Annotated in this window: 16 protein-coding genes; 2 read left to right on the forward strand and 14 right to left on the reverse strand. The window is 63.4% G+C overall.

Annotated features, from left to right (window positions below):
* Positions 1–34 precede the first annotated feature (34 nt).
* The gene (locus LB554_RS07230; RefSeq protein ID WP_224583827.1) at positions 35–1,495 is read right to left on the reverse strand and encodes a hypothetical protein; all 1,461 of its coding nucleotides are present in this window, start codon (positions 1,493–1,495) and stop codon (positions 35–37) included.
* A 271-nt stretch (positions 1,496–1,766) separates the two neighbouring features.
* Here LB554_RS07230 and LB554_RS07235 point away from each other — a divergent pair, with 271 nt between their 5' ends.
* Complete coding sequence (locus tag LB554_RS07235) at positions 1,767–2,369, forward strand: sulfotransferase family protein (protein WP_015316924.1); 603 nt, start codon at positions 1,767–1,769, stop codon at positions 2,367–2,369.
* 84 nt (positions 2,370–2,453) lie between these two features.
* On the opposite strand, the gene minE is transcribed toward LB554_RS07235, so the two are convergent.
* The 13 genes from minE to LB554_RS07300 all read right to left on the reverse strand — a co-directional run bounded on the left by minE (position 2,454) and on the right by LB554_RS07300 (position 17,211).
* Positions 2,454–2,726 carry a cell division topological specificity factor MinE gene (gene minE / locus LB554_RS07240; protein ID WP_023774842.1) on the reverse strand — a complete coding sequence of 91 codons (273 nt, stop codon included), beginning with the start codon at positions 2,724–2,726 and terminating at the stop codon, positions 2,454–2,456.
* Entirely contained in the window at positions 2,723–3,538 is an 816-nt protein-coding gene (minD, locus tag LB554_RS07245) for a septum site-determining protein MinD (protein WP_015316922.1), read from the reverse strand. The genes minE and minD overlap by 4 nt, the downstream gene beginning before the upstream one ends.
* 167 nt (positions 3,539–3,705) lie before the next feature.
* Positions 3,706–4,584 carry a septum site-determining protein MinC gene (gene minC / locus LB554_RS07250; protein ID WP_224583828.1) on the reverse strand — a complete coding sequence of 293 codons (879 nt, stop codon included), beginning with the start codon at positions 4,582–4,584 and terminating at the stop codon, positions 3,706–3,708.
* Between the two features lie 158 nt (positions 4,585–4,742).
* Positions 4,743–6,800, reverse strand: a complete 2,058-nt coding sequence (locus tag LB554_RS07255) for a response regulator (RefSeq protein ID WP_224583830.1) — start codon at positions 6,798–6,800, stop codon at positions 4,743–4,745.
* Positions 6,801–6,803: 3 nt separating this feature from the next.
* Positions 6,804–12,554, reverse strand: coding sequence for a HAMP domain-containing protein (locus tag LB554_RS07260; protein WP_411962612.1), 5,751 nt, complete (start codon positions 12,552–12,554; stop codon positions 6,804–6,806).
* Positions 12,555–12,725: 171 nt separating this feature from the next.
* The gene (locus tag LB554_RS07265; protein ID WP_127204769.1) at positions 12,726–12,875 is read right to left on the reverse strand and encodes a hypothetical protein; all 150 of its coding nucleotides are present in this window, start codon (positions 12,873–12,875) and stop codon (positions 12,726–12,728) included.
* A gap of 56 nt (positions 12,876–12,931) precedes the next feature.
* Complete coding sequence (locus tag LB554_RS07270; protein ID WP_015316916.1) at positions 12,932–13,219, reverse strand: hypothetical protein; 288 nt, start codon at positions 13,217–13,219, stop codon at positions 12,932–12,934.
* A 194-nt stretch (positions 13,220–13,413) separates the two neighbouring features.
* Entirely contained in the window at positions 13,414–13,737 is a 324-nt protein-coding gene (locus tag LB554_RS07275; RefSeq protein WP_140716357.1) for a DUF2934 domain-containing protein, read from the reverse strand.
* 120 nt (positions 13,738–13,857) lie between these two features.
* On the reverse strand, positions 13,858–14,457 hold the full coding sequence (locus LB554_RS07280; protein ID WP_224583834.1) for a BA14K family protein: 600 nt from the start codon (positions 14,455–14,457) through the stop codon (positions 13,858–13,860).
* 95 nt (positions 14,458–14,552) lie between these two features.
* Positions 14,553–15,086: a DoxX family protein gene (locus LB554_RS07285; protein WP_224583836.1), complete on the reverse strand. Its 534-nt coding sequence runs from the start codon at positions 15,084–15,086 to the stop codon at positions 14,553–14,555.
* Between the two features lie 266 nt (positions 15,087–15,352).
* Positions 15,353–15,832, reverse strand: coding sequence for a tetratricopeptide repeat protein (locus tag LB554_RS07290; protein ID WP_224583838.1), 480 nt, complete (start codon positions 15,830–15,832; stop codon positions 15,353–15,355).
* Between the two features lie 31 nt (positions 15,833–15,863).
* Positions 15,864–16,835 carry an MBL fold metallo-hydrolase gene (locus tag LB554_RS07295; protein ID WP_140663398.1) on the reverse strand — a complete coding sequence of 324 codons (972 nt, stop codon included), beginning with the start codon at positions 16,833–16,835 and terminating at the stop codon, positions 15,864–15,866.
* A gap of 130 nt (positions 16,836–16,965) precedes the next feature.
* On the reverse strand, positions 16,966–17,211 hold the full coding sequence (locus tag LB554_RS07300; protein ID WP_140663400.1) for a DUF680 domain-containing protein: 246 nt from the start codon (positions 17,209–17,211) through the stop codon (positions 16,966–16,968).
* Between the two features lie 628 nt (positions 17,212–17,839).
* Between LB554_RS07300 and LB554_RS07305 the strand changes: the two genes are divergently transcribed.
* Positions 17,840–21,958, forward strand: a complete 4,119-nt coding sequence (locus LB554_RS07305; protein ID WP_224583849.1) for a Pls/PosA family non-ribosomal peptide synthetase — start codon at positions 17,840–17,842, stop codon at positions 21,956–21,958.
* The last annotated feature ends 19 nt before the right edge of the window (positions 21,959–21,977 follow it).

Here is a 21,977-nt window from a genome sequence, read left to right on the forward strand (position 1 = left end):
GGGGACTGCCAAGCAACGAGGCCTGCGAAGCGCGCTACGACGTGGCGCGCAGATTCCTGCGGATGGGACGCCTGCCCGTTGCACGGGCTTTCTCAGCCACCACGGCAGCGATCTCCACCACCTCGCCCTCGCGCGATTTGCCGTTGGTCGCCTTGTGGAGCCGCTCGTAGGGCAGCAATTCCTTGATCCGGGCATTGAGCGACGCGATTTCGGCCCGCAGATCCTCGCATTCCTGCCGCTGGACGTCCCGTTGTATGTCCTCCGATGCCTGTTGCAGCGCAAGTTGCGAAAGATTGGCGTTCGCTTTCGAAAGACTCAGCTTGTCGGCTTCGTTCTCGTCGGTGAGCGCGGACAATCTTTCATCGGCGATTTTCTTTTCGGCCACTGCGTCGTCCAGATCGGTCTTGAGCCTGGCGATTTCGGCGGCGGCCGCACTGTTCTCGTTCGAGGCCCGTTCCAGCCGCGATTCCAGGTCTTGGATCTCGGACCGCAATCCGCGCATCTCCGTCTGGCCGCGAGCCCGTTCGGCTTCCCAGTCGCCTTCCATCAGGCTGGCCGTTTCGGTCTTTTCCGCCAGCTTCGCCTGTGTGGCCTCGAGCGCCTTCTGCAGCCGGATCTCCTCTTTCTCGCTCTTGCCGAGCGCCGCCATCAGTTCGGCAAGGCGCGCCGCTTCGCTGGCGTGGACTGCCGAAAGCTCGTCCAGCCTGTGGCGCGCCTGGCTCTCCCGCTTCAGCACCTTGTCGAGTTCGACCGACAGGCTGACATGTTTTTCCCGCAGCATCTTGCTCTCGCGCAAGCGCCTGTTGGCCTCGACCGTCCTGGCGGTCAGCCGGTTGGCGATGTCGCCGAATTCCGCGTCGCGTTTGGCGCTGGCATTGCCCATCTCGGCGAGCTCGAGCCTTGCCGCCGCGAGCGCTGTGCGAAGCGCATCCCGGTCCTGGACCAGGTCTGTCTCGCGCTGCTGCAGCACTTCGCACGTGCTGTCACGCTCGCGCAGCTTGGCCGCCGTGTCGTGCAGCTTTTCCGACAGCGCTCTTTGCTCGGCGATCAGGCCGGCGTTTGCGAGCTCCAGCTCGTTGGCGCGAAGAATGTCGGTGTGGAGGATGTTGAGGAATTCGCGCGTCAGATGGTGCGAGGTCGAGATTTCCGACAATTTGCCGTTGATCTCATCCAGATAATCCCTGGCGTCGTGGAACATTCCTTCGAAGGCGTTCAACGCCGCGAGCCGGGTCTGGGCATGGGGCGTCAGTCGTGGCGTGGTTTCGGCGGTGTCGGCGTTGCCCGCATCGTCGGGATTGTCCGCGCCCTCCGCTTGCGCCGCATCGGCCTGGGGTGGCGAGACGGTCGGCGCGTCATCGGGGACATCGTCGCCCTGCGGCGGTGCCTCGAATTCGCTGTCGAGGCTGGCATCCAGGGCGTCCGCCAGATCGTCCTGCAACTCCTGGAGTGCGTCGTCTACGTCTTCAGCACGCTTGATCAGGCTCTTGAAGTTCATACGGAACTCCCTCTTACGCAAAGAAAACCAGATATTTAACAAACTGCTAATATGTATCCTTACATCCGCTTATTCCGCAGGGGAAGCCCCCCTAGGGAAATGTAAATTTCAGACATTTGGGGATTTGCACCGCCGCGACAGCCAGTGCCGGGTCCCGGGCTGGCACAGACCGTAGCGTTCGCGGCGATGTCAACGCTTCTCGTGCATATTCGGTGTGCAGCCTGATATGCTGCCAGCAAACGGCTTGCAGGTCGAACGGGAGGGGATGGAGATGTCGATCAAGGTGATCGGAACCGGCTTTGGCCGAACGGGCACGGATTCGATGCGCGAGGCGCTGGCCATTCTCGGCTACGGCCCCTGTCACCACATGCATGAAGTGATCGGCAACGAGGAGCAGAAACGGATGTGGCGTGCGCTGGCCCAAGGTGCCGCGCCGGACTGGAACCAGCTGCTGTCGGGCTATGTCTCCTGCCTGGACTGGCCTTCGGCGTACTACTGGCGCGAACTGATCGAATTCTATCCGAATGCCAGGGTGATCCTGACCTACCGCTCGGCCGAAAGCTGGTGGGAAAGTTTTGAAAAAACGATCGCGGCGGGACTTGAGCAAAGCGTCGATCAAGAATCGCTGGGCCTCGCCCTGATCGCCAGGCAGGTGTTCGGCGGCCGGTCCGGCGATCGAGCGCATGCCATTGCCTGCTACGAGGCCAATGTCCGTGCGGTGTACGCCGAAGTGCCACCGGAGCGGCTGCTGGTCCACGCTCTTGGCGATGGCTGGGAACCGCTGTGCACTCATCTGGGCGTTGCGATACCGGATCAGGATTATCCCAATCGCAACAGCGCCGCGGGCTTCAGGTCGAGATTTTCGCTGAACTGATCTGGACGAAAACCGGCGGTGCCGGCCCGGCAATCCGGGTTCCTCGCCCCCTGTGGAGCGGGGCGAGGAAAAGGCGCACCGTTTTTACCCCGCCATGGCCAGCGGCACGGCGCTCTTGTTGGGGATCTGGATGTCGATTTCCAGCGTCGACATGGTCTCGCCCCGATCCATCGACACCTGGAGATAGTCCTGGTCGATCTGCACATGCTTGGCGATCACAGCCATGATTTCCTCGCGCAGAATGGAGACGAGGTCGGGCTGGCCACGGCTGCGGCGCTCATAGGCGAGCAGCACCTGCAGCCGCTCGCGCGCCACCGGCGCGCTGGTGCGCCGCTTGAAGAGGTCGAGGATGCTCATGCGGCCCTCCTTCCGAGCAGACGGTCGAGGAAACCCTTGCGTTCGAAGGGAACCACCACCGGTAAGTCTTCGCCTTCAAGCCGCCGTGCCGCTTCGAGATAGGCCTTGGCGGCGTTGTTGAGCGGTTCCGACAGCGTCACCGGCGAACCGAGGTTGGAGGCGCGCAGCACATCCTGGCTTTCCGGGATGATGCCGAGCAGCGGCACCGACAGGATTTCCAGCACGTCGTCGATCGAGAGCATTTCTCCCCGCGCGGCGCGCGCCGCGTCATAGCGCGTGACCAGCACATGCTTGGCGATCTGCTCGCCCTGTTCGGCGCGCATGGTGCGGGCGTCGAGCAGACCGATGATGCGGTCGGAATCGCGCACCGACGACACTTCCGGATTGGTGACGATGACGGCCTCGTCGGCAAAGCGCATGGCGAGCTGCGCGCCGCGCTCGATGCCGGCCGGGCTGTCGCAGAAGACATAGTCGAAGACCGAGCGCAGCTTGTCGATCACCTCGCCGACGCCGTCCTCGGTCAGCGCGTCCTTGTCCCGCGTCTGCGACGCCGGCAGCAGGAACAGCGTGTCGACGCGCTTGTCGCGGATCAGCGCCTGCGACAGCTTGGCCTGGCCCTGGATGACGTTGACGAGGTCGAACACGACGCGCCGCTCGGCGCCCATGATCAGGTCGAGATTGCGCAGGCCGACGTCGAAATCGACCAGCGCCACCTTCTTGCCGGTCTTGGCGACCGCGGCACCCAGCGCGGCCGTCGAGGTGGTCTTGCCGACGCCCCCCTTGCCCGATGTGACGACCACTACCTTGCCCATGGAAAAAGCCTCCGTTGCCTGTTGTCGTTTGTTGTGCCATGCGCCGCACGGCTGTTGTCAGAGCCTGCCATCATGCCATCCCAAACCGGTCCGAGGCTTGCGCGCGGCGATGCCTCAGCGCTTGTCCGGGCCGGAACCGTGAAGCCGGGCGTCAGCATCGCGCCGCCCTAGTTCAGCGGCACGACGGCGAGCATGTCGCCTTCGAGGAAGGCCTGCACGGCCTTGCCGCGCGAGACGCCTTCCATCTCTTCGGCGGTGGTGTACCAGCCGTCGATCGAAATCAGCTCCGCCTCGTTCTTGCGGCAGAAGATGCGTGCCGAGCGATTGCCCTGCGAGCCGGCGATGGCGCGGCCGCGTAAGGTGCCATAGACATGGATAGAGCCCGCCGCGATGATTTCGGAGCCGGACGCGACCGAGCCCAAAACGATGACATCGCCATGTGGATGGAAGATCGACTGACCCGAGCGGATCGGCGACTTGACCATAAGCGTGCCGGCCTGGACAGTTTCGATCGCGCCTGCTTCCGCGGCCTTGGCCGCCTTGCCCTTGCCCACCTCGGCCCTGGCTTCGCCGGCCTTGCCCTCGCCTGCCTTGACTTCGCCGGCCTTTACTTCGCCGGCCTTGCCGGCATCCTTGCCGCGATCCGAAAACACCGTTTCCAGCTGGCCGGCTTCATCAGCCGCCTCCGCCTTGCCCTTGCGGCCGGGCTGCGACAGCAGGCCATCCGTGGTGGCCTCCTTGGCGCCGCTAAGCAACGGCGGCAGGTCAAGCCCGAGCGAGGCGCCTTCAAGCTCTATCGCATAGACCCGGATGCCTCGCGCACCGAGCGAAGCAACCAGCAGCCCGATGTCGGCGATTTCGGGCTTCAGCACGTTCAGATCGAGCACCACCGGCCGTCCCGCAAAATACCCCGGCGAATTGCCGATCCAGTGATCCAGCCCCTCCAGCCAGGCGGAAATCGGCGCCTCCGGCGTGAGCGTAAAGGCCACGAAAGAACGGGCGCGAAAACGAATGGATTTTGTTTCGACGGGGGCGGCAAAGGTCACGGCCAGCGAATCCTTACTGAGAGGTAAACGCTAGGGGGTTAATGGTTAACGAATGGTTAACGGCAAGGGGCAACTCGGCAGCTGGTGCGAGAAATTGGGAGGTCGGCTAAGCGCCTGCGGAGACCGACGACAAGCGCGGCTCCCCCGAACCACGGCCTTCAGCGGCGGCGCGAAGCTGATCGAATGGCTGCTACCAAATGGGCATCTTCGAAGGGCTTGCTGATCAACGCCACGTCGTGAGGGCGGTCCGAGATCTTCTCGGCATCGGCGTAGCCCGTGACGATGAGTGCCGGCCAATCCGCGCGCAGGCTTCGGGCGAAGCGGATGACGTCGATGCCCGAAATGAGCGGCATGGCGAAGTCGGTTACGATGACGTCGAAACGGTCCGGTTCCTTTTCGATGGCGGCCAGTGCCTGGGCGCCGCCGGAAAACGCCGTCACGTCGAAACCCGATTGCCGCAGCGACATCGCCGTCAACTCCCGCAGGGATTGACTGTCGTCGACGAGCAGAACAGTCGGCAACTGATCCTCAACCGCCGTCGGGAGGTCCGTGCCGGCATTGTTGGCGGCACTGGCTTCGAAAACGAGCTCATCCCTGGCGGTAACGTCTTGCGCCTCGCGTGAACGGGGCAGCCAGAGCTCCATGGTGGTGCCGTGGCCAAGCTCGCTGTCAATCCTGAGCGTGCCACCCGACTGCTTGGCGAAACCATAGACAGTGCTGAGGCCCAGACCCGTGCCCTTCCCGATCGGCTTTGTCGTGAAGAACGGCTCGATCACCTTGCTGATGACATCCGCGGCGATACCTGTCCCGGTGTCCTCGACCGCAAGCCTGACATAGTCGCCCGCGGCAAGCCCCTGGCCGGAATGGCCGACGCTGCGATTGTGGGCCCTGACGCAGATTGTCCCGCCGGAAGGCATCGCGTCGCGGGCATTGAAGACCAGGTTCATCAAAGCAAGCTCAAGCTGCGCCGGGTCCGCATGCACCGGCCATATGTCGTCACCGACATGCCAGTCGAAGCGCACCAGGCCGCCCAGGATCGGCGCCACAAGGCCGGTCATCGTGTCTCCCAGGCTCGACATCCGCACGGCAACCGGTTTCAGATCCTGGCGCCTTGAAAAGGCGAGCATGCGCTGGATGAGGTCCTTGCCCTGGGAAGCGGAGCGGCGCGTCATGTCGAGAACCTGGGCCGCCTTGCCGTCGAGGCTCACTTGCCTTTCCAGCAGGCTCAGCCCGGAGAGGATCGCCGCAAGCAGATTGTTGAAATCGTGGGCAAGTCCGCCGGTCAGCTTGCCGATCGCATCGAGCCGCTGCGATTGCAGCAATTGGCTTTCCAGATGGCGCTGCTCGGTGATGTCCTGCATGGTGCCCAGCAGTTCGAGCCCGGCGCCATCCCTGGCGACCACTCCCTGGTCGAGGAATATCCGGTATTCCTCATTGGCGCATCGCCAGCGGAACTCGCACGCATAAGAGCCGGTCTCGTGGGCGGCCGAAAGCGATCTTGTCACCGCGTCCCGATCAGCCGGATGGACCCGGCTGATGCCGAAATCTGGATCCGACATGAACCGCTCCGGAGAAAATCCCGTCAACCGCTCGACCCCCTTGGAAACGTAGCTTGCGGCGAATGGCGCCTCGGCCGCGCGGGCGTGAAAACAGATCGGCAGCGAAGCCAGGATCGTCTCCTGCCGGGCCTCGGAATGCCGCAGCGCCCGCTCGGCGTCGAGCTTGTCGGAGGTCGCCTTCAGCGCTCGCTCAAGCAGCAACTGCTCCCTGGCCGCATTCCGTTCGATTTCCCTCGTCTTTTCATAGAGATCGACGAAGACCATGACCTTGGACCGCAGCATCGACGGGTCGAATGGCTTGAACAGATAATCCACCGCGCCGGCGTCATAGCCGCGCAACATATGTGCTTCTTCCTTGTTGATGGCGGTCAGAAAGATGATCGGCGTGGCGTTCGAACGTTCGCGCCTCCGGATCAGCGAAGCGGTTTCGTAGCCGTCGAGACCGGGCATCAGCACATCCAGCAGAATGACGGCGAAGTCGTCCTTGAGCAGAAAGCGCAGCGCCTCGTCGCCCGACTGGGCGCAAATCACCTGCCCGACCCCGTCAAGTGCCTCCTCAATGGCAAGGAGATTTCGCGCGTCGTCGTCGACAGCCAGAACGCGAACCGGCCCCAGCTTTTCGAACGGTTCGCTGCTTTCTGCTTCCATAGCGGCCATAGGCTAAATCCGCCGGGGCGCGATCAGATTGCGGTCGTCGCCGTCTGCCCGCGATGTCCCCGCTCGCGAGCGCGAGCCCCCGACCCAAACCCGCAGCAGGGCGAGGAGCAGGTCGAGGTCGACGGGCTTGGCGATGTAGTCGGACGCGCCGGCGTCCAGACATTTCTGGCGATCTCCTTTCATCGCCTTGGCCGTGACGGAAATCAGCGGAATGTGCGCGATTTCCGGCTGGGAGCGGATCCGGCGCATTGTCTCGTACCCGTCCATCTCGGGCATCATGATGTCGATCAGGGCGACATCGACGTCCGGTGCCTCTTCAAGCATGGCTATGCCGTCCCGCCCCCGCTCGGCATGCTGCACCTCGATACCGTAAGTCTCCAGCACGCTGGTCAGCGAATAGATGTTGCGAATGTCGTCGTCGACGATCAGAACCTTGGCCCCGGCCAGATCGGCGTTGTCGAGTTGTTCGGAAGCCAGGATCTCCTTGTCCGGCCTATCGCCTGGAAGGGCCGCGGACATCAACAAGCCAAGCTGGGCAAAGTTGTCGGCACGTGGAACATCGCTGAGCGGCGGATGCAAGGCGATCTGCTGTTGAAAGGCGTCCGGATGGGGCGTGAAGAAGAGCAGGCGCGGGACAAAATCGCCGAACTGGGACATGATCTCATCGAGCATCTGGGCGTTGTCCTTGGCCGAACGGCCAAAACCGAACACGACGGCGTCATATCCGGCAATACCACCCCCGTCAGCATTAGCCGCGACGCGGCCGATGGCGGTGACCGACGTGACGCCGTCGCGAATGGCTTCCACCAGCGCCAGGCGACGCTCGGGATCCGGATCCGCGACCAGCACATTGCGTTGTGTCCTGAGTGTCCTCGACTGAATGTCGTCGAAGACACGCGAAAGTTCGCCGGCGGACACCGGCTTGCTGGAAACGCTTGCGGCGCCTCGGCGTGTGAGAAGCTCGATGTCTTCGGCGCCCGAGATAACGTGGATGGGTATGTTCCTGGTCTTCGGATCGTGCCGTAAAAGGTCGAAAAGGACCCAGCCATCAATGTCCGAAAGGCCGAGATCCAGCGTGATCGCATCGGGCATGAGCTTGCGTGTAAGCGCCAGCGTTCCCGAGCCGGCGGTGGAGAGCACACCTTTCAACCCGGCCGATCGCGCAAGACCAAGCAGCAGCCCGCCAAAAGTGGGGTCGTCCTCCACGATCAGCACCACCCTGTCCGATGGATCGATCGCATCACGGTCGTCGGCGAGTTCCGGCGTTCCTGTCGTGCTGCTGGCCGCAACGGAAACGGCAGCCGGCGAAAGCTCGATCTGCGGTGCAAGACTGCTGCTGCGCGGGCCGTCGAAGGGAATGACAAGCGTGAAGGTCGATCCCGTTCCAGGCTGGCTTTCGACACGCAACTCGCCGCCGAGCAGGCGGGCGATTTCCCGGCTGATCGAGAGGCCGAGACCAGTGCCGCCATATTTGCGGCTGGTCGTGCCGTCGGCTTGTTGGAACGCCTCGAAGATCAGCTTTTGCTTGTCCTCCGGAATGCCGATGCCCGTGTCGGTGACGGCGATGGCCAGCGCTTGCGGCAGTGCCGCCGCGCCGTTTCCGCGGCCGGTCCGCTCCGCATGGATGCTGAGCGTCACGTCGCCTTGGGAGGTAAACTTGAAGGCGTTGGACAAAAGATTGAGGACGATCTGCTGCAGCCGTTTTTCGTCCGTACGGATCGTCTCGGGCAGGATCTGATCGATCTTGATCGTAAACCCAAGCCCCTTGTCGGCCGCAAGCTGCCGGAAGGTCCGCTCCATATGCTGGCGCAGATGTGCGAGCGGCATGTCGTTGAGCTCGATCGAAACCGTGCCGGATTCGATTTTCGAAAGATCCAGTATGTCGTTGATGAGACTGAGCAGGTCCGTGCCCGCCGAGTTGATCGTGCGAGCGAACTCGATCTGCTTGTCGTTCAGGTTGCCCTGCTGGTTGGTCGCGAGCAGGTTGGACAGGATCAGCAGCGAGTTCAGCGGCGTTCTCAGCTCGTGGCTCATATTGGCCAGGAATTCGGACTTGTACTTGGACGTCAGCGCCAGCTGTTCCGCTTTCTCCTCGAGTGCGCGTCTGGCCATTTCGATCTCGAGATTCTTGTTCTCGACCTGCTTTTTCTCGTTCTCGAGAAGCTGCGCCTTCTCCTGCAATTCCTCGTTGGTGGCGTGAAGCTCTTCCTGTTTTTTGGTGAGCTCGGTCTGGCGCGACTGCAGTTCGGACGTCAGAAGCTGGGACTGCTTGAGAAGCCCTTCCGTGCGCATGGTCGCGGCGATCGTGTTGAGCACGATGCCGACCGACTCCATCAATTGCTCGAGGAACAGGCGATGCGTGTCGCTGAAGCGGCTGAACGAAGCGAGTTCGATGACCGCCTTAACCTCTTCCTCGAACAATGCCGGCAGAACGATGGCGCTGGCCGGCGGCGCTTCACCGAGGCCCGAGCTGATGCGCAGGAAGCTCGAGGGAACCTCGTCGAGCATGATCGCCCGTTTGTCGGCCGCGCTTTGACCGATCAGGCCTTCCCGGAAGTCCACACGCTGGCGGATCTTGGCTTTGCCCTCGGCGGCGTAGGACGCGGCCAGTTCCAGATAAGATTCTTCCTCGTCGCGATTGGTCACGTAGAAAACACCATACTGCGCGTTCACCAGCGGCGCGAGTTCCGATATGATCATGCGCGACACCGTGGCCAGATCGCGCTCGCCCTGCAGCATGCGCGAGAACCGCGCGAGGTTGGTCTTCAGCCAATCCTGCTCGGCATTCTTGAGCGTCTGATCCTTCAGGTTGCGGATCATCTCGTTGATGTTGTCCTTGAGCGCCGCGACCTCCCCGGAAGCCTGGACGCTGATGGAACGCGTAAGATCGCCCTTGGTGACCGCGGTCGACACCTCGGCGATGGCCCGCACCTGGGTGGTCAGGTTCGCCGCCAGCTGATTGACGTTGTCGGTCAGGTCGCGCCACAGGCCGGCGGCGCCAGGCACCCTCGCCTGGCCGCCGAGCTTGCCCTCGATGCCGACCTCGCGGGCGACGTTGGTCACCTGATCGGCGAAGGTCGCCAGCGTTTCGATCATGCCGTTGATGGTGTCCGCCAGGGACGCGATCTCGCCCTTGGCATCGACGGCGAGTTTGCGCCTGAGATTGCCCTGCGCCACGGCGGTGACGACATCGGCGATGCCGCGCACCTGGTTGGTCAGGTTGGTCGCCATGAGGTTGACGTTGTCGGTCAGGTCCTTCCAGGTGCCCGCCACGCCCTCGACCTGTGCCTGGCCGCCGAGCTTGCCCTCGGTGCCGACTTCGCGCGCCACACGCGTCACCTCGCCCGCGAATGAGTTGAGCTGGTCTACCATGGTGTTGATGGTGGACTTCAGCTCCAGGATCTCGCCCTTGACGTCGACGGTGATCTTCTTCGACAGATCGCCTCGCGCCACCGCGGTCGTCACATCGGCGATGTTGCGCACCTGGCCGGTCAGATTCTCGGCCATCGAATTGACGTTGTCGGTCAGGTCCTTCCAGGTGCCGGCGACGCCGCGCACCTGTGCCTGGCCGCCAAGCTTCCCCTCGGTGCCGACTTCGCGCGCGACACGCGTCACTTCCGAGGCGAAAGAGTTGAGCTGATCCACCATCGTGTTGATGGTGTCCTTGAGCTCGAGAATTTCGCCGCGAACGTCGACAGTGATCTTTTTCGACAGGTCGCCCAGCGCAACGGCGGTCGTCACTTCCGCGATGTTGCGGACCTGGCCCGTCAGATTGGCGGCCATGGCGTTGACGTTATCCGTCAGGTCCTTCCACGTGCCGGCGACACCGCGGACCTGTGCCTGGCCGCCAAGCTTGCCGTCCGATCCCACTTCGCGGGCAACGCGCGTCACCTCGGATGCGAAGGAGTTCAGCTGGTCCACCATCGTGTTGATGACGTCCTTGATCTGCAGAATCTCTCCCAGCGCATCGACGGTGATTTTCTGGGTGAGATCGCCGGTCGCGATCGCGGTCGCGACCTTGGAGACATCGCGCAACTGCACGGTCAGGTTGCCGGCCATGGCGTTGACGTTGTCGGTCAGGTCCTTCCAGGTGCCGCCGACCCCCTCGACATGGGCCTGGCCGCCGAGTTTTCCCTCCGAGCCCACTTCGCGGGCAACGCGCGTGACTTCGGAGGCGAATGAGTTGAGCTGGTCCACCATCGTGTTGACGGTGTTCTTGAGCTCGAGGATTTCGCCCTTCACGTCGACCGTGATCTTCTTGGAGAGATCACCCCGCGCGACGGCCGTCGTCACATCGGCGATGTTGCGCACCTGGCCGGTGAGATTGGCGGCCATCAGATTGACGTTGTCGGTCAGGTCTTTCCAGGTGCCTCCGACGCCACGGACTTCCGCCTGACCGCCGAGCTTTCCCTCGGTGCCGACTTCGCGCGCGACGCGCGTCACTTCCGAGGCGAAGGAATTCAGCTGGTCCACCATCGTGTTGATGGTGTTCTTGAGCTCCAGGATCTCGCCCTTCACGTCGACCGTGATCTTCTTCGACAGATCGCCAAGAGCCACCGCGGTGGTCACTTCGGCGATGTTGCGCACCTGGCCGGTCAGGTTGGCCGCCATTGAATTGACGTTATCGGTCAAATCTTTCCAGGTTCCGGCGACACCCCGCACCTGCGCCTGCCCGCCGAGCTTTCCCTCCGTGCCGACCTCGCGTGCAACGCGCGTCACCTCGCCGGCAAATGAGTTGAGCTGGTCGACCATCGTATTGATGGTGGACTTCAGCTCCAAAATCTCTCCCTTCACGTCGACGGTGATCTTCTTCGACAGGTCGCCGAGCGCGACCGCGGTCGTCACATCGGCGATATTGCGGACCTGGCCGGTCAAATTGGCGGCCATCAGGTTCACGCTGTCCGTCAGGTCCTTCCAGGTGCCACCGACGCCCTCGACGCGGGCTTGGCCGCCGAGCTTTCCCTCGGTGCCGACTTCGCGCGCGACGCGCGTCACCTCGCCGGCAAACGAGTTGAGCTGGTCGACCATGGTGTTGATGGTCGACTTCAGCTCCAGGATCTCGCCCTTCACGTCGACGGTGATCTTCTTCGACAAATCGCCCGAAGCGACTGCGGTGGTCACCTCCGCGATGTTGCGCACCTGGCTCGTCAGGTTGGTCGCCATCGCGTTCACATTGTCGGTCAGATCCTTCCAGGTGCCCGCCACCCCCTTGACCCGGGCCTGACCGCCTAGCTTGCCCTCGGTGCCGACCTCGCGCGCCACGCGCGTCACCTCCGAAGTGAACGAGGCGAGTTGCTCGACCATTGTGTTGACGATCTTGCCGATCCGCAGGAATTCGCCGCGCAGCGGCCTGCCGTCGATCTCCACCATCATGGTCTGGGACAGATCGCCCTTGGCGACGGCGCCGATGACCCGGGCCACCTCGGCGGTCGGTTGCACCATGTCCTCGATCAGGTCGTTGACCGATCGGACGCTCGATTCCCAGCTACCTTTGGCGTTCCTGACATGGCCGCGCTCGCTGATGCGCCCGTCCTTGCCGACCACCCGGCTGAGCCGCGCGAATTCCCGCGTCACCTGGTCATTGAGTTCGACGATTTGATTGAACGTGTCTGCAATCTCGCCACTCAGCCCATCATAGACGTTTTCGATGCGGACGGAGAAATCGCCGTTTCGAAAAGCTTTGAGAGCGCTAAGGATTTGTCGAGAGTCCAGTTGTTCTTTTGGTAACCGAGATGCGCCCAAAAACCCCTCCACGCGAACCCCCGGCCGGATCAGGCCGAAGCCCTCAACGCGTGGCTGCGTATTTGGTTCCATATGGCTTGCAAGCGCGGCTGAAAGGTCCGCCGCGCTTTGCTGGCCCCCTAGGAGGCCGACAGGCCTACAGCGGCCTCGGTCTCTGTGTACCGCTATGCAACAGCGATCCCTTCAATGCCGCTTGAAATACTGCACTTCCCTTTCGTGCTTCTCCGCCGCTTCGCGGCTGTCGAACGTGCCCAGATTCCGCCGCTTGCCCGTCTTCTCGTCCTTTTTCCTTGAATAAAGCCGATATTTTCCGTCTTTCAGCTTCCTGATCATCGGTCTCTCCTCAGGAAAGGACGAAGGGCCCGACGATCGCCGAGCCCTTCCTATTGTCAGTCGCGGTGTTCGGGCATGGCTTTCAGCTGGTCCTTGGTCCAGCTGGTCACGGCGTGAACGTCGCCGTCCTCGTCGCGCATGAAATCGAGTTCGTTGGCGGCGACGGCGACCGGCTTGGCGCCGATGCCGAGGAAGCCGCCGACGTCGATGACGACCTGGCTGCTGCCATGCATATGGTCGACGGAGCCGATCTTCTCGTCGTTGGGGCCGTAGATGGTCGCGCCTTCAAGCGTATCCGGGGTCAGTTCGGCGCGGCTGAGCCTTACGTGATTGGCGTGGTCCATGAGTGCATCTCCTTTGCGGTGGGACAGGGTGAACCTCCGAGGCGGCCAAGGGTTCCGACATTGTCGGAGATGACCAGGGATAGCGCTCCAAGAGAGCGCCGGCTTCGGGGCGATCATGGTTTTGCGCTCGGTGGCTCGATGAATCATCTTGTCATCGAGTTGCACCAACGCGTTGTTTCGAAAGGCTCGCGCGTTCAGCGCCCGCGCTTTGGCTTGAGGCTGCGCGCGGCTTGCTCGATCGCGGCGCGGTCGGTGCCGAGACGGTCGATCAGCTCCTGCGCCTCCTCGCCCGATATGCCCGCGCGGATCGCCAGTTCCTCCACCGTCAGAACGTCGGAGCTCGCGATCTCGCCGGTTTGTGGCAGCGCGTCATCCGCCGTCAGCGGCAGGGCGGCTTCCCTGTCGATCTCCATCTCGGCCCGGCTCCAGTGCCGCTCATGGTCACCATCGCCGCCACCTTCGCGTTGCCAGATCTCGTAGGCGCGGTTCCTGATCTTGTCGTCGCGGTCGTCGCTCATGTCATTCCTCCACTCATGTGAGGCATGAACGCCGCGCCGGAGCGAACGATCCAAAAAATCTGCGTGACCGTCGGGATGACAAGATGCAACCCTTCAGCCAGACCTGCACGGCACCGGCGGCTACTCGCACTGGCGCCTGGGTCCGCCGGAATATGGCTGATAGCTGTTGTCCTCGGGCCGGTAGGAGCGGTATCGGCTGAAGCAGGAATCGACATGGTCGGCGGAAAGCGCCATCGTGGCGACCGCAGGGGCGACACTCCCCTCGACATAGCTGACGGCTGCCGATGGCTGCGCGCCCTGGTAGTCGCCGGCGTCGAGATAGGGCGAGACGCAGGGGCGCTGCTGCCCGCTATAAGACATGTAGCTGTTGTCGTCCGGATTGTAGGAGCGGTAGCGGTTCGCGCACCAACTGACATGGGACGCCGGCAGCGCGTCGGCTCCAGCCGCCGGCGCGATGGATCCGGTCGCGGCCGGATCGGGTGTCCGCGCCTTGACGGCGACGTCGGGCGGCGCGGGCTGGTCGGCCGGCAAGCGTTGCAGATTTTGCGCCGCCTTGTTCACCGGCCGCGCGTCCCTGGTCCACAGTTCCGCCACGCTGACAGTCGGCCTTGCCTCATGCGCGGGCTTGGCGGCGAGCAACCAGGCGGCAAAGCCCAGCCCGCTGCCGAAGACCGCAAGGGTCAAGACAAAGCCGCCGACCAATGCCAAAATCGCTTTCACGTCACGCTCCTTCAGCCCCTGCTTATAGAATGCGGAGCATCAAGGCTGGTTCCAGCAAAGTACGTGTCGCAGGCGCTTGAACGGGTCGCGCGGGCTCAGCTCCTCCTCAGACCGGCACGCCTCACCTCTGGGGAAAACGGGTTCTCGACCGCCAGCAGCGACGCCACCGTTTCCCGATCGCGCTGGCGCTGCTGCAGAGTGCAGGCCAGCAGCCAATCCAGCGAGATCCGGCCGGCGCCGGCTACGGCCAGAACGAACATGCCGCCGGCGATCGCCAGATCCTTTTCGAAATTCAGCAGCTCGCTCTGGCTGGCGAAGTTGGTGTGGAACAGTGTGGCCGTTGCCAGGCAGAAGAGGCCGAGGCCAATCGCCCCCAGCCGCGTCAGCACGCCCGTTGCCACCGAGAGCCCTGCCCCCAGTTGCAACGCGATGGTGGCGACAAACAGCGGCAGACCGACGCCTTGCGCGGCCATCGCCTTGGCGGCGCCGTCGAAATGGGTGGCCAGTGTCACCCCCTCATGCAGGAAGATGAAGGACATGAGCAGGCGCCCGACAAGCAGGGTCAGATCCCTGACATAGAGTTTGGTGGCGAGGGCGTGCAGCTTCGCGGCGCGTTCGTTCAGGGTCATGGTCAGCCTCCGATATTTTGACACCGTGCATGCGCCGCGCGAGGACAGCGCCTGCCGAATGTGACGCTTGAAAGGGCCGGAGCCGGCTCGAGGGAGAGGCGCCGGCTCCGGCAATGGGCGCCAGCCACGAGCGCCCGAACTTTGCGATCCATCGGGGTTGGCGCAAGCCCCCCTCATCCGGCCGCTTCGTGTCCACCCTCCCCTCGGGGAGAGGTCGGATGCCCTGAATTGCCCTTCGCAAGTGGGGGCAATCCGGGGGGGAGAACTTACTTCGTCACCTTGGTATCGATGGCTTTCCGCAGGTCGGAAAGCTCGTCGCAGCCGGTCGGGCACAGTTTCTGCAGCGAGGCCAGTTGCTCATCGGCCTTGGCCATGTCGCCGGTTTCGACATAGAGCTCGCCCAGATATTCGCGGGCGGCCTTGTGGTCGGGTTTCAGCTCCAGCGCCTTGTTGTAGTAGGTCAGCGCGGTGGTGAAGTCGCCGGTCTTGCGCAGCGTGAAGCCGAGCAAATTGTAGACGTCGGCCTGCTGGTTGTCCTGCGCGAGGTCGCGCAGGTCCGCCAGCGCGCCCTTGTAATCCTTTACGTCGATCTTGGCCTTGACGGCGGTGAGGTCGGGCGCGTCGGCGCCCTCGATGTCGTCGACCGCATAGGCCGGGATGATGGTTGCGACGGGAACCACGGTCAGCACGGCAATGGCGCCGAGCAGGCCGAACAGGGCGTGCTTGCCCAAAAAGGATTGTTTCATTGTCTGTCTCGCTTGGGTTGGGAGCTCGCGCTCAGATTTCGACAGGCGTGAAGCCGTAGGCATTGCCGTCCTTGACGAAGACGCCGGTGCCCGGGAACGGGAAGTGCGAACCGGAAATGCGGATGTTGTCCGCGATCACCCGGTCGATGATCTTGTGGCGCGTGGCGATCGCCGTCGGCCCGTCCTGGTCATAGGCGCCCTGCCATTCCGGATGCGGTGCGAGAAGCGCCGGCACATACATGGTGTCGGCCGAGATCATCAGTTGTTCCTTGCCGGAATTGGCGAGGTACACCGAATGGCCGGGCGTGTGGCCGGGGGCGGCGATGATCTGGATGCCGGGCGCGACCTCGGCGCCGTCCTCGACCAGCTTCCAGTTCTTCCATTTCGGGAAGTTTTCGGCGATGCGCTTGCCCGCCGGCTTGCGGCCCTCGGGCAGCTTCGCCAGCCTGCTCGGGTCGGTCCACCAATTGTATTCGGTGGCGTTGACGATGAGCTCGGCATTGGGGAACACCGGCGTGTTGGTGCCCTTCTCCATGAGGCCCCAGACATGGTCGGGGTGGAAATGCGAGATCATGATGGTGTCGATCGCCTTGTAGTCGATTCCGGCGGCGGCCATGTTGGCCGGCAGGTGCGTGGCGTTGGCCTGCCACTGGCCGACGCCCGAGCCGGCATCCATCATGATCAGCCTGCCGCCCATCTTGAGCACGGCTACGGTGAGCGGAATGGGCATGAAGTCGGTCGTCAGCCCCGCCTTGGCGAGCGCTGCCTTGGTATCGTCGACCGAAACATCCTTGATGAAGGCCGGGTCGTGCGGCTTCTTCCAGATGCCGTCATAGACGGCGGTCACCTCGATATCGCCGACCGTGTATTTGTAGAAACCGACGGTGGGTTCCACCGGCGTCTGCGCGAAAGCGGGACGGGTGAATTCCAGCTTGCCGGCAAGGCCGAAGGCGGCAGCGGCGGCGGCGGATTGAAGCACTGTGCGGCGTGACATGCTGAACATGGTGATCTCCTCTGTTGAGTGGTGGCTAAGGCGAAAGGTCGAAGGGAATGACGGAGCGCCAAGCCCTGGCCCTCCGTCGCTGGTCGCGGATCGGATTGGCGCCGCCGGGATCGGGTGTCGACCCGTGAACTCAGTTGCCCCAGATGCCCTGGCCGGGTTCGTCCGCATCGGATTTGGTCGCCGGCCGGCTCGGCTTGGTCGTCACCTTGGTGTCGACGCCGTGAGGACGTGCCGTGTAGGGGATCGAGGCGGTGGCATTGGTGTCGACGGCGACGCCCGGCTGGTTGGGGGCATTGGCGTTGAAATGGTCGCTGCCGGCAAAGGCAGAAGTCGAGGCAAGCAACATCGCAGCCACGCTGAGAGCGAGCTTGGTCATTTCGGTAAATCCTTGTTTCGTTTTCTATGGGTCGCGGACCGCAAGATTGCCCCGCTTGCAGAGAAGACCCGCAAGGGCCGCGCTTTATTCCCGGGCGCTATGAGATTTTTCTGGAAGGGCTGAAACCGCAGAAAGCGGCCCTACGGAAAGCTGCCCAGACACAATTCAGAAACAAGATTCAACAGTTCGGAAAAACTGGCGAAAAGATCGGATGGCATAAGCATCCCTCAATGGCCGGAAATCTGGCCGCCGCACAAGCGCACGGACACAGGCGCACCGAATTGGGTAAGGGCAAATGCAACGAGGTTCGAACGGATCGATGGGTGGCCTGCCCGGCATGTCGCTCGCCGCCGGCAGCGCCCAGGCAATGCGCGCTCTCGCCCCACGCCCATGCTCCCGAAACTGTGAAGACAGGACGGTCGATTCCGTGATAACCGCCCGGCCAAAGTGGGTGCGGCCGGCGATCGCCGGTCTGAATTCCGGAATCTTCCGTTCTGGAAGCTTCAGTCATTCCCCCTCCATGAACAACGATCAAATTGCAGCGACGGCACAGCCGGCAATGCCCGCCGGCGCGGCGGCGTGACCGAGATGTGCCTGTAACGGCTTGCCAGGACGAGAAAGTTTGGAAATGGACCACGGTATCGATATCGCCGAACTGGACAGGGAAGCGGCACGATTGGGCGCAGGGCCCGAGACCAGCTCCGACAGCGTCGATGCACTTGCGGGAATTGCCTCCGGAGCGCACGGCCAGGTCCTGGCGGGCGCCGATTTTGCCCGGGCAGGCCAACCGGACGAGCGGCTCGACAAAGTCTTCGAGCAACTCGCCGGAACATTCGCCACGCTGCCGGCGGTGATCTCCGAGGGCCGCGCCTGGACCTATCGGGAGCTGGACAAGCGCGCCAATCAGTTCGCCCGTCTGCTGGTCAAGCGCGGCGTACGGCCGGGTCACCGTGTCGGGCTCATCCTCGACCGGTCCGCGGAAACCTATGTGGCCCTGCTCGCCGTGGTGAAGGCGGGTGCCGCCTTCGTGCCGCTGGCCACCGCCTTTCCGCAAGAGCGCATGGCGCTCATCATCGAAGACGCCAGCGTCAGCCTGGTCGTCACCATCGCCACCTACGCTTCGCGGGCCGACCAGCTGCCGGTTCCGCACCTGTTGATCGACAGCGCCGCCGCCGAAATATCAGCCCAGTCCGACGCGCCGCTGAAGCCGCACAAGACGCCGGCCCCCACTGCGGCAGAAGACATCTGTTACATCCTCTATACGTCCGGCACGACCGGCAGGCCGAAGGGCGTGGCCATCCGCCACCAGAGCTTCGTCAACTTCATCCGCGTCGCCGCCGCATCCTACGGCTACCGGCCGGGCGATCGCGTCTATCAGGGCATGACCATCGCCTTCGACTTTTCCTCCGAGGAAATCTGGGTGCCGTTCGTCGCCGGCGCGACGGTCGTGCCGGCACCAGGCCAGATGCCTCTCGTGGGCGAAGAGCTCGCCGATTTCCTGCGCCATCACGACATCACCTGCATGGCCTGCAGCCCGACGCTTCTGTCGTCCATGACATCGGACGTGCCCAGCCTGCGCACGCTGCTGGTCGGCGGCGAGGCCTGCCCGCACAATCTGGTGGTGCGCTGGTCGAAGCCCGGCCGGCAGATCCTCAACACCTATGGCCCGACCGAGGCGACCGTCACGGCAACCATGGGTGCATTGACGCCGGACCGGCCGGTGACGATCGGCGCGCCGCTGCCCACCTACTCGATCGTCATTCTCGACCCTTCGCTGCCGCGGCTCGCCAAACCTGGCGAACTGGGCGAGATCGGCATTGCCGGCATCGGGCTGGCGGTCGGCTATCTCAACCGGCCGGACCTGACCGAACAGAAATTCATCGCCGATTTCCTCGGCCTGCCGAACAACCCGTCGAAGCGCATCTACCGCACCGGCGACGTTGGCCGGATCAGTGACGCCGGCGAGATCGAGTATGCTGGGCGCATCGATACCCAGGTGAAGATCCGCGGCTATCGCATTGAACTCGGCGAGATCGAGGCCGTGCTGCTCGACCAGCCCGAGATCGCGCAGGCCGCCGTCACCACCTGGGAGATCGAGCCCGGCCGCGTCGAACTCGTTGCCTATTACGCGCCCAAGGTCGGCCAGCCGGCGCTCTCGCGCGCCGACATTGCCCAGACGATGAAGCGGCGGCTGCCCGACTACATGGTGCCCTCCTATCTGGAGGAACTGCCGGCAATCCCGATGACGGTCTCCAACAAGGTCGACCTTCGCCAGTTGCCCAAACCAACCAGCGTCCGGCTCTCGGCCGATCGCGCCATGGTGCCGCCCGGCAATGACGGCGAGCGTTTCCTGGCCGACGCGCTATGCGCCGTGCTGAAGTTCGACGACGTGTCCGTCGAGGACAATTTCTTCGACGATCTCGGCGCCAACTCGTTGCTGATGGCGCATTTTTGCGCGCGTGTGCGCACCCGCAAGGAATGGGCGACGACGTCGATGCGCGACATCTATCTCTATCCGACGGTGGCGCGCCTGGCCAAGCACCTGAGCGTGGCGGAAGAGATGACGACGGCCACCAACGAGCCCGTTCTCACCCGCCAGGCGTCCAATTTCGTCTACTGGACCTGCGGCGCGGCGCAGTTGCTGTTTTACGCGCTCTACAGCTACGTGGCGCTGTGGGCGATCAATGACGGCCTCAACTGGGTCTATGACACGCTCGACGACCCGCTGCAGCTTTACGTCAGGTGCGTGGTGCTCTCTGCCGGCGTGTTCTTCGGCATGTCGGGCTTCGCCATTGCCGCCAAATGGCTGCTGGTGGGCCGCTGGAAGGCGGAAGCGTTCCCGATCTGGGGCCTGCGCTACTATCGCTTCTGGGTGGTCAAAACCTTGATCCGCACGGCACCCGTCGTGCTGTTCCGCGGAAGCCCGCTCTACAGCCTCTACCTGCAGCTTCTGGGAACCAGGATCGGCAAGAACGTGGTCATCGAATCCCGGGCGGTGCCGGTGTGCACGGACCTGATTTCGATCGGCGACCGAACGATCCTGCGCAAGGAATCGCTGATCCTCGGCTATCGCGCCCAGGCCGGCTATATCCACACCGGGCCGCTGACCATCGGCCGCGACGCCTTCGTCGGCGTCGGCTGCACGCTCGACATCGACACCGCGATCGGCGACGGCGGCCAGCTCGGTCATTCCTCCTCGCTGCAGCACGGGCAAAGCATCCCCGACGGCGAACACTGGCATGGATCGCCCGCGGTGCCGACCACGGCGGACTATTGCAAGGTGCGCAACGTCAATCCTCCCCGCATCCGGCGCTTCCTCTACGAGGCCGTGCAGCTGATAGGCCTGTTTGCCATCGTCACCCCGCTGCCGCTTTTGTTCCACAGCTATTGGGAGAATGTCGGCGACGACTATCAGGAGACGATCGGCATTGTGGCGATCGGCACCACGGTCACGCTGTTCGGCTACATCGCCGCGGCCTTTTTCGCCGCCACGGTGGTGCCGCGCCTGTTCAGCCTGATCCTGAAACCCGGCCGTACCTACACGCTTTATGGCTTCCGCTACTGGCTGCAGACGGTTGCCGAGTTCTCGAGCAACTCCCGCGTGCTCGGGCTGCTGTTCGGTGACAGCTCGGCCATCGTCCATTACATGAGCGCCATCGGCTGGAACCTCAACAAGGTGGTGCAGACGGGCTCCAATTTCGGCTCCAACCAGCAGCACGAAAACCCGCTCCTGTGCGAGATCGGCACCCAGACCATGGTGTCGGACGGGCTTTTCATGATCAACATGCACAAGTCCGCTTCCGCGTTCCGGCTCGAGCCGACCCGGATCGGCGAGCGCAACTATCTCGGCAACAACATCTACTATCCGCCGGATGGACGCACGGGCGACAACGTCCTGCTCGGCACCAAGGTGATGGTCCCCATCGACGGGCCATTGCGCGAGAATGTCGGCCTTCTGGGCTCGCCGCCCTTTGAAATCCCGCGCATGGTGAACCGCGACAAGGAACTCATCGCCGGCATCGACGAGCAAGACCGGCGCCAGCGCATCCCGCTCAAGAACCGTCACAATCTGGTGACGATCCTCCTGTTCATGGCGACGCAATGGATCATGCTGTTCGCCACGCTGGCGATCTGGGACCGGGCACTGAACTACTACACCGAATGGGCTGAGATCGCCCTCTTCGTGGCGGTGCTTTTGACCTCGGCGATCACGATTCCGTTCTACATCTTCGTCGAGCGGGCAAGCCTCGGTTTTCGCAAGCTGAAGCCGCAGATAACGACGATCTACGACGTCACCTTCTGGCGCCACGAGCGCCACTGGAAGCTGGCCGATTCGCCTGTTGTGCGCCTGTTCGCCGGCACGCCGTTCCGGCCGATGATCCTGCGCATGCTTGGGGTCAAGGTGGGCAAGCGCGTCTATGACGGCGGCGCCAACCTGACCGAGCGTTCCCTCGTGGTGATCGGCGACGACGTCACGCTCAATGAAGGCTGCGTCATCCAGGCCCACTCGCTGGAAGAAGGTGCGTTCAAGTCCGACTTCATCCGTATCGGCGATGGCTGCACGCTCGGACCGTCCGCCTTCGTCCATTACGGCGTGGTGATGGGCAAGGGATCGATGGTCGATGCCGATTCCTTCGTGATGAAGGGCGAGGAGTTGGAGCCCAACTCGATCTGGCGCGGCAACCCGGCCAAGCTGCACCGGTTCGTCGAGCCGGTCATGGAAGACGGCTCCAAGGCGTCGTCCTGACGCTCGATCCCGAAATCGT

This window comes from Mesorhizobium sp. CO1-1-11, assembly GCF_020164995.1.
GTDB lineage: Bacteria > Pseudomonadota > Alphaproteobacteria > Rhizobiales > Rhizobiaceae > Mesorhizobium > Mesorhizobium australicum.

Coding starts and splice junctions, on each gene's coding strand:
- LB554_RS07230 (WP_224583827.1), bottom strand. CDS start 1,495: ATGAACTTCAAGAGCCTGATCAAGCGTGCTGAAGACGTAGACGACGCA.
- LB554_RS07235 (WP_015316924.1), top strand. CDS start 1,767: ATGTCGATCAAGGTGATCGGAACCGGCTTTGGCCGAACGGGCACGGAT.
- minE (WP_023774842.1), bottom strand. CDS start 2,726: ATGAGCATCCTCGACCTCTTCAAGCGGCGCACCAGCGCGCCGGTGGCG.
- minD (WP_015316922.1), bottom strand. CDS start 3,538: ATGGGCAAGGTAGTGGTCGTCACATCGGGCAAGGGGGGCGTCGGCAAG.
- LB554_RS07255 (WP_224583830.1), bottom strand. CDS start 6,800: ATGGCCGCTATGGAAGCAGAAAGCAGCGAACCGTTCGAAAAGCTGGGG.
- LB554_RS07265 (WP_127204769.1), bottom strand. CDS start 12,875: ATGATCAGGAAGCTGAAAGACGGAAAATATCGGCTTTATTCAAGGAAA.
- LB554_RS07270 (WP_015316916.1), bottom strand. CDS start 13,219: ATGGACCACGCCAATCACGTAAGGCTCAGCCGCGCCGAACTGACCCCG.
- LB554_RS07275 (WP_140716357.1), bottom strand. CDS start 13,737: ATGAGCGACGACCGCGACGACAAGATCAGGAACCGCGCCTACGAGATC.
- LB554_RS07285 (WP_224583836.1), bottom strand. CDS start 15,086: ATGACCCTGAACGAACGCGCCGCGAAGCTGCACGCCCTCGCCACCAAA.
- LB554_RS07290 (WP_224583838.1), bottom strand. CDS start 15,832: ATGAAACAATCCTTTTTGGGCAAGCACGCCCTGTTCGGCCTGCTCGGC.
- LB554_RS07295 (WP_140663398.1), bottom strand. CDS start 16,835: ATGTTCAGCATGTCACGCCGCACAGTGCTTCAATCCGCCGCCGCCGCT.
- LB554_RS07300 (WP_140663400.1), bottom strand. CDS start 17,211: ATGACCAAGCTCGCTCTCAGCGTGGCTGCGATGTTGCTTGCCTCGACT.
- LB554_RS07305 (WP_224583849.1), top strand. CDS start 17,840: ATGGACCACGGTATCGATATCGCCGAACTGGACAGGGAAGCGGCACGA.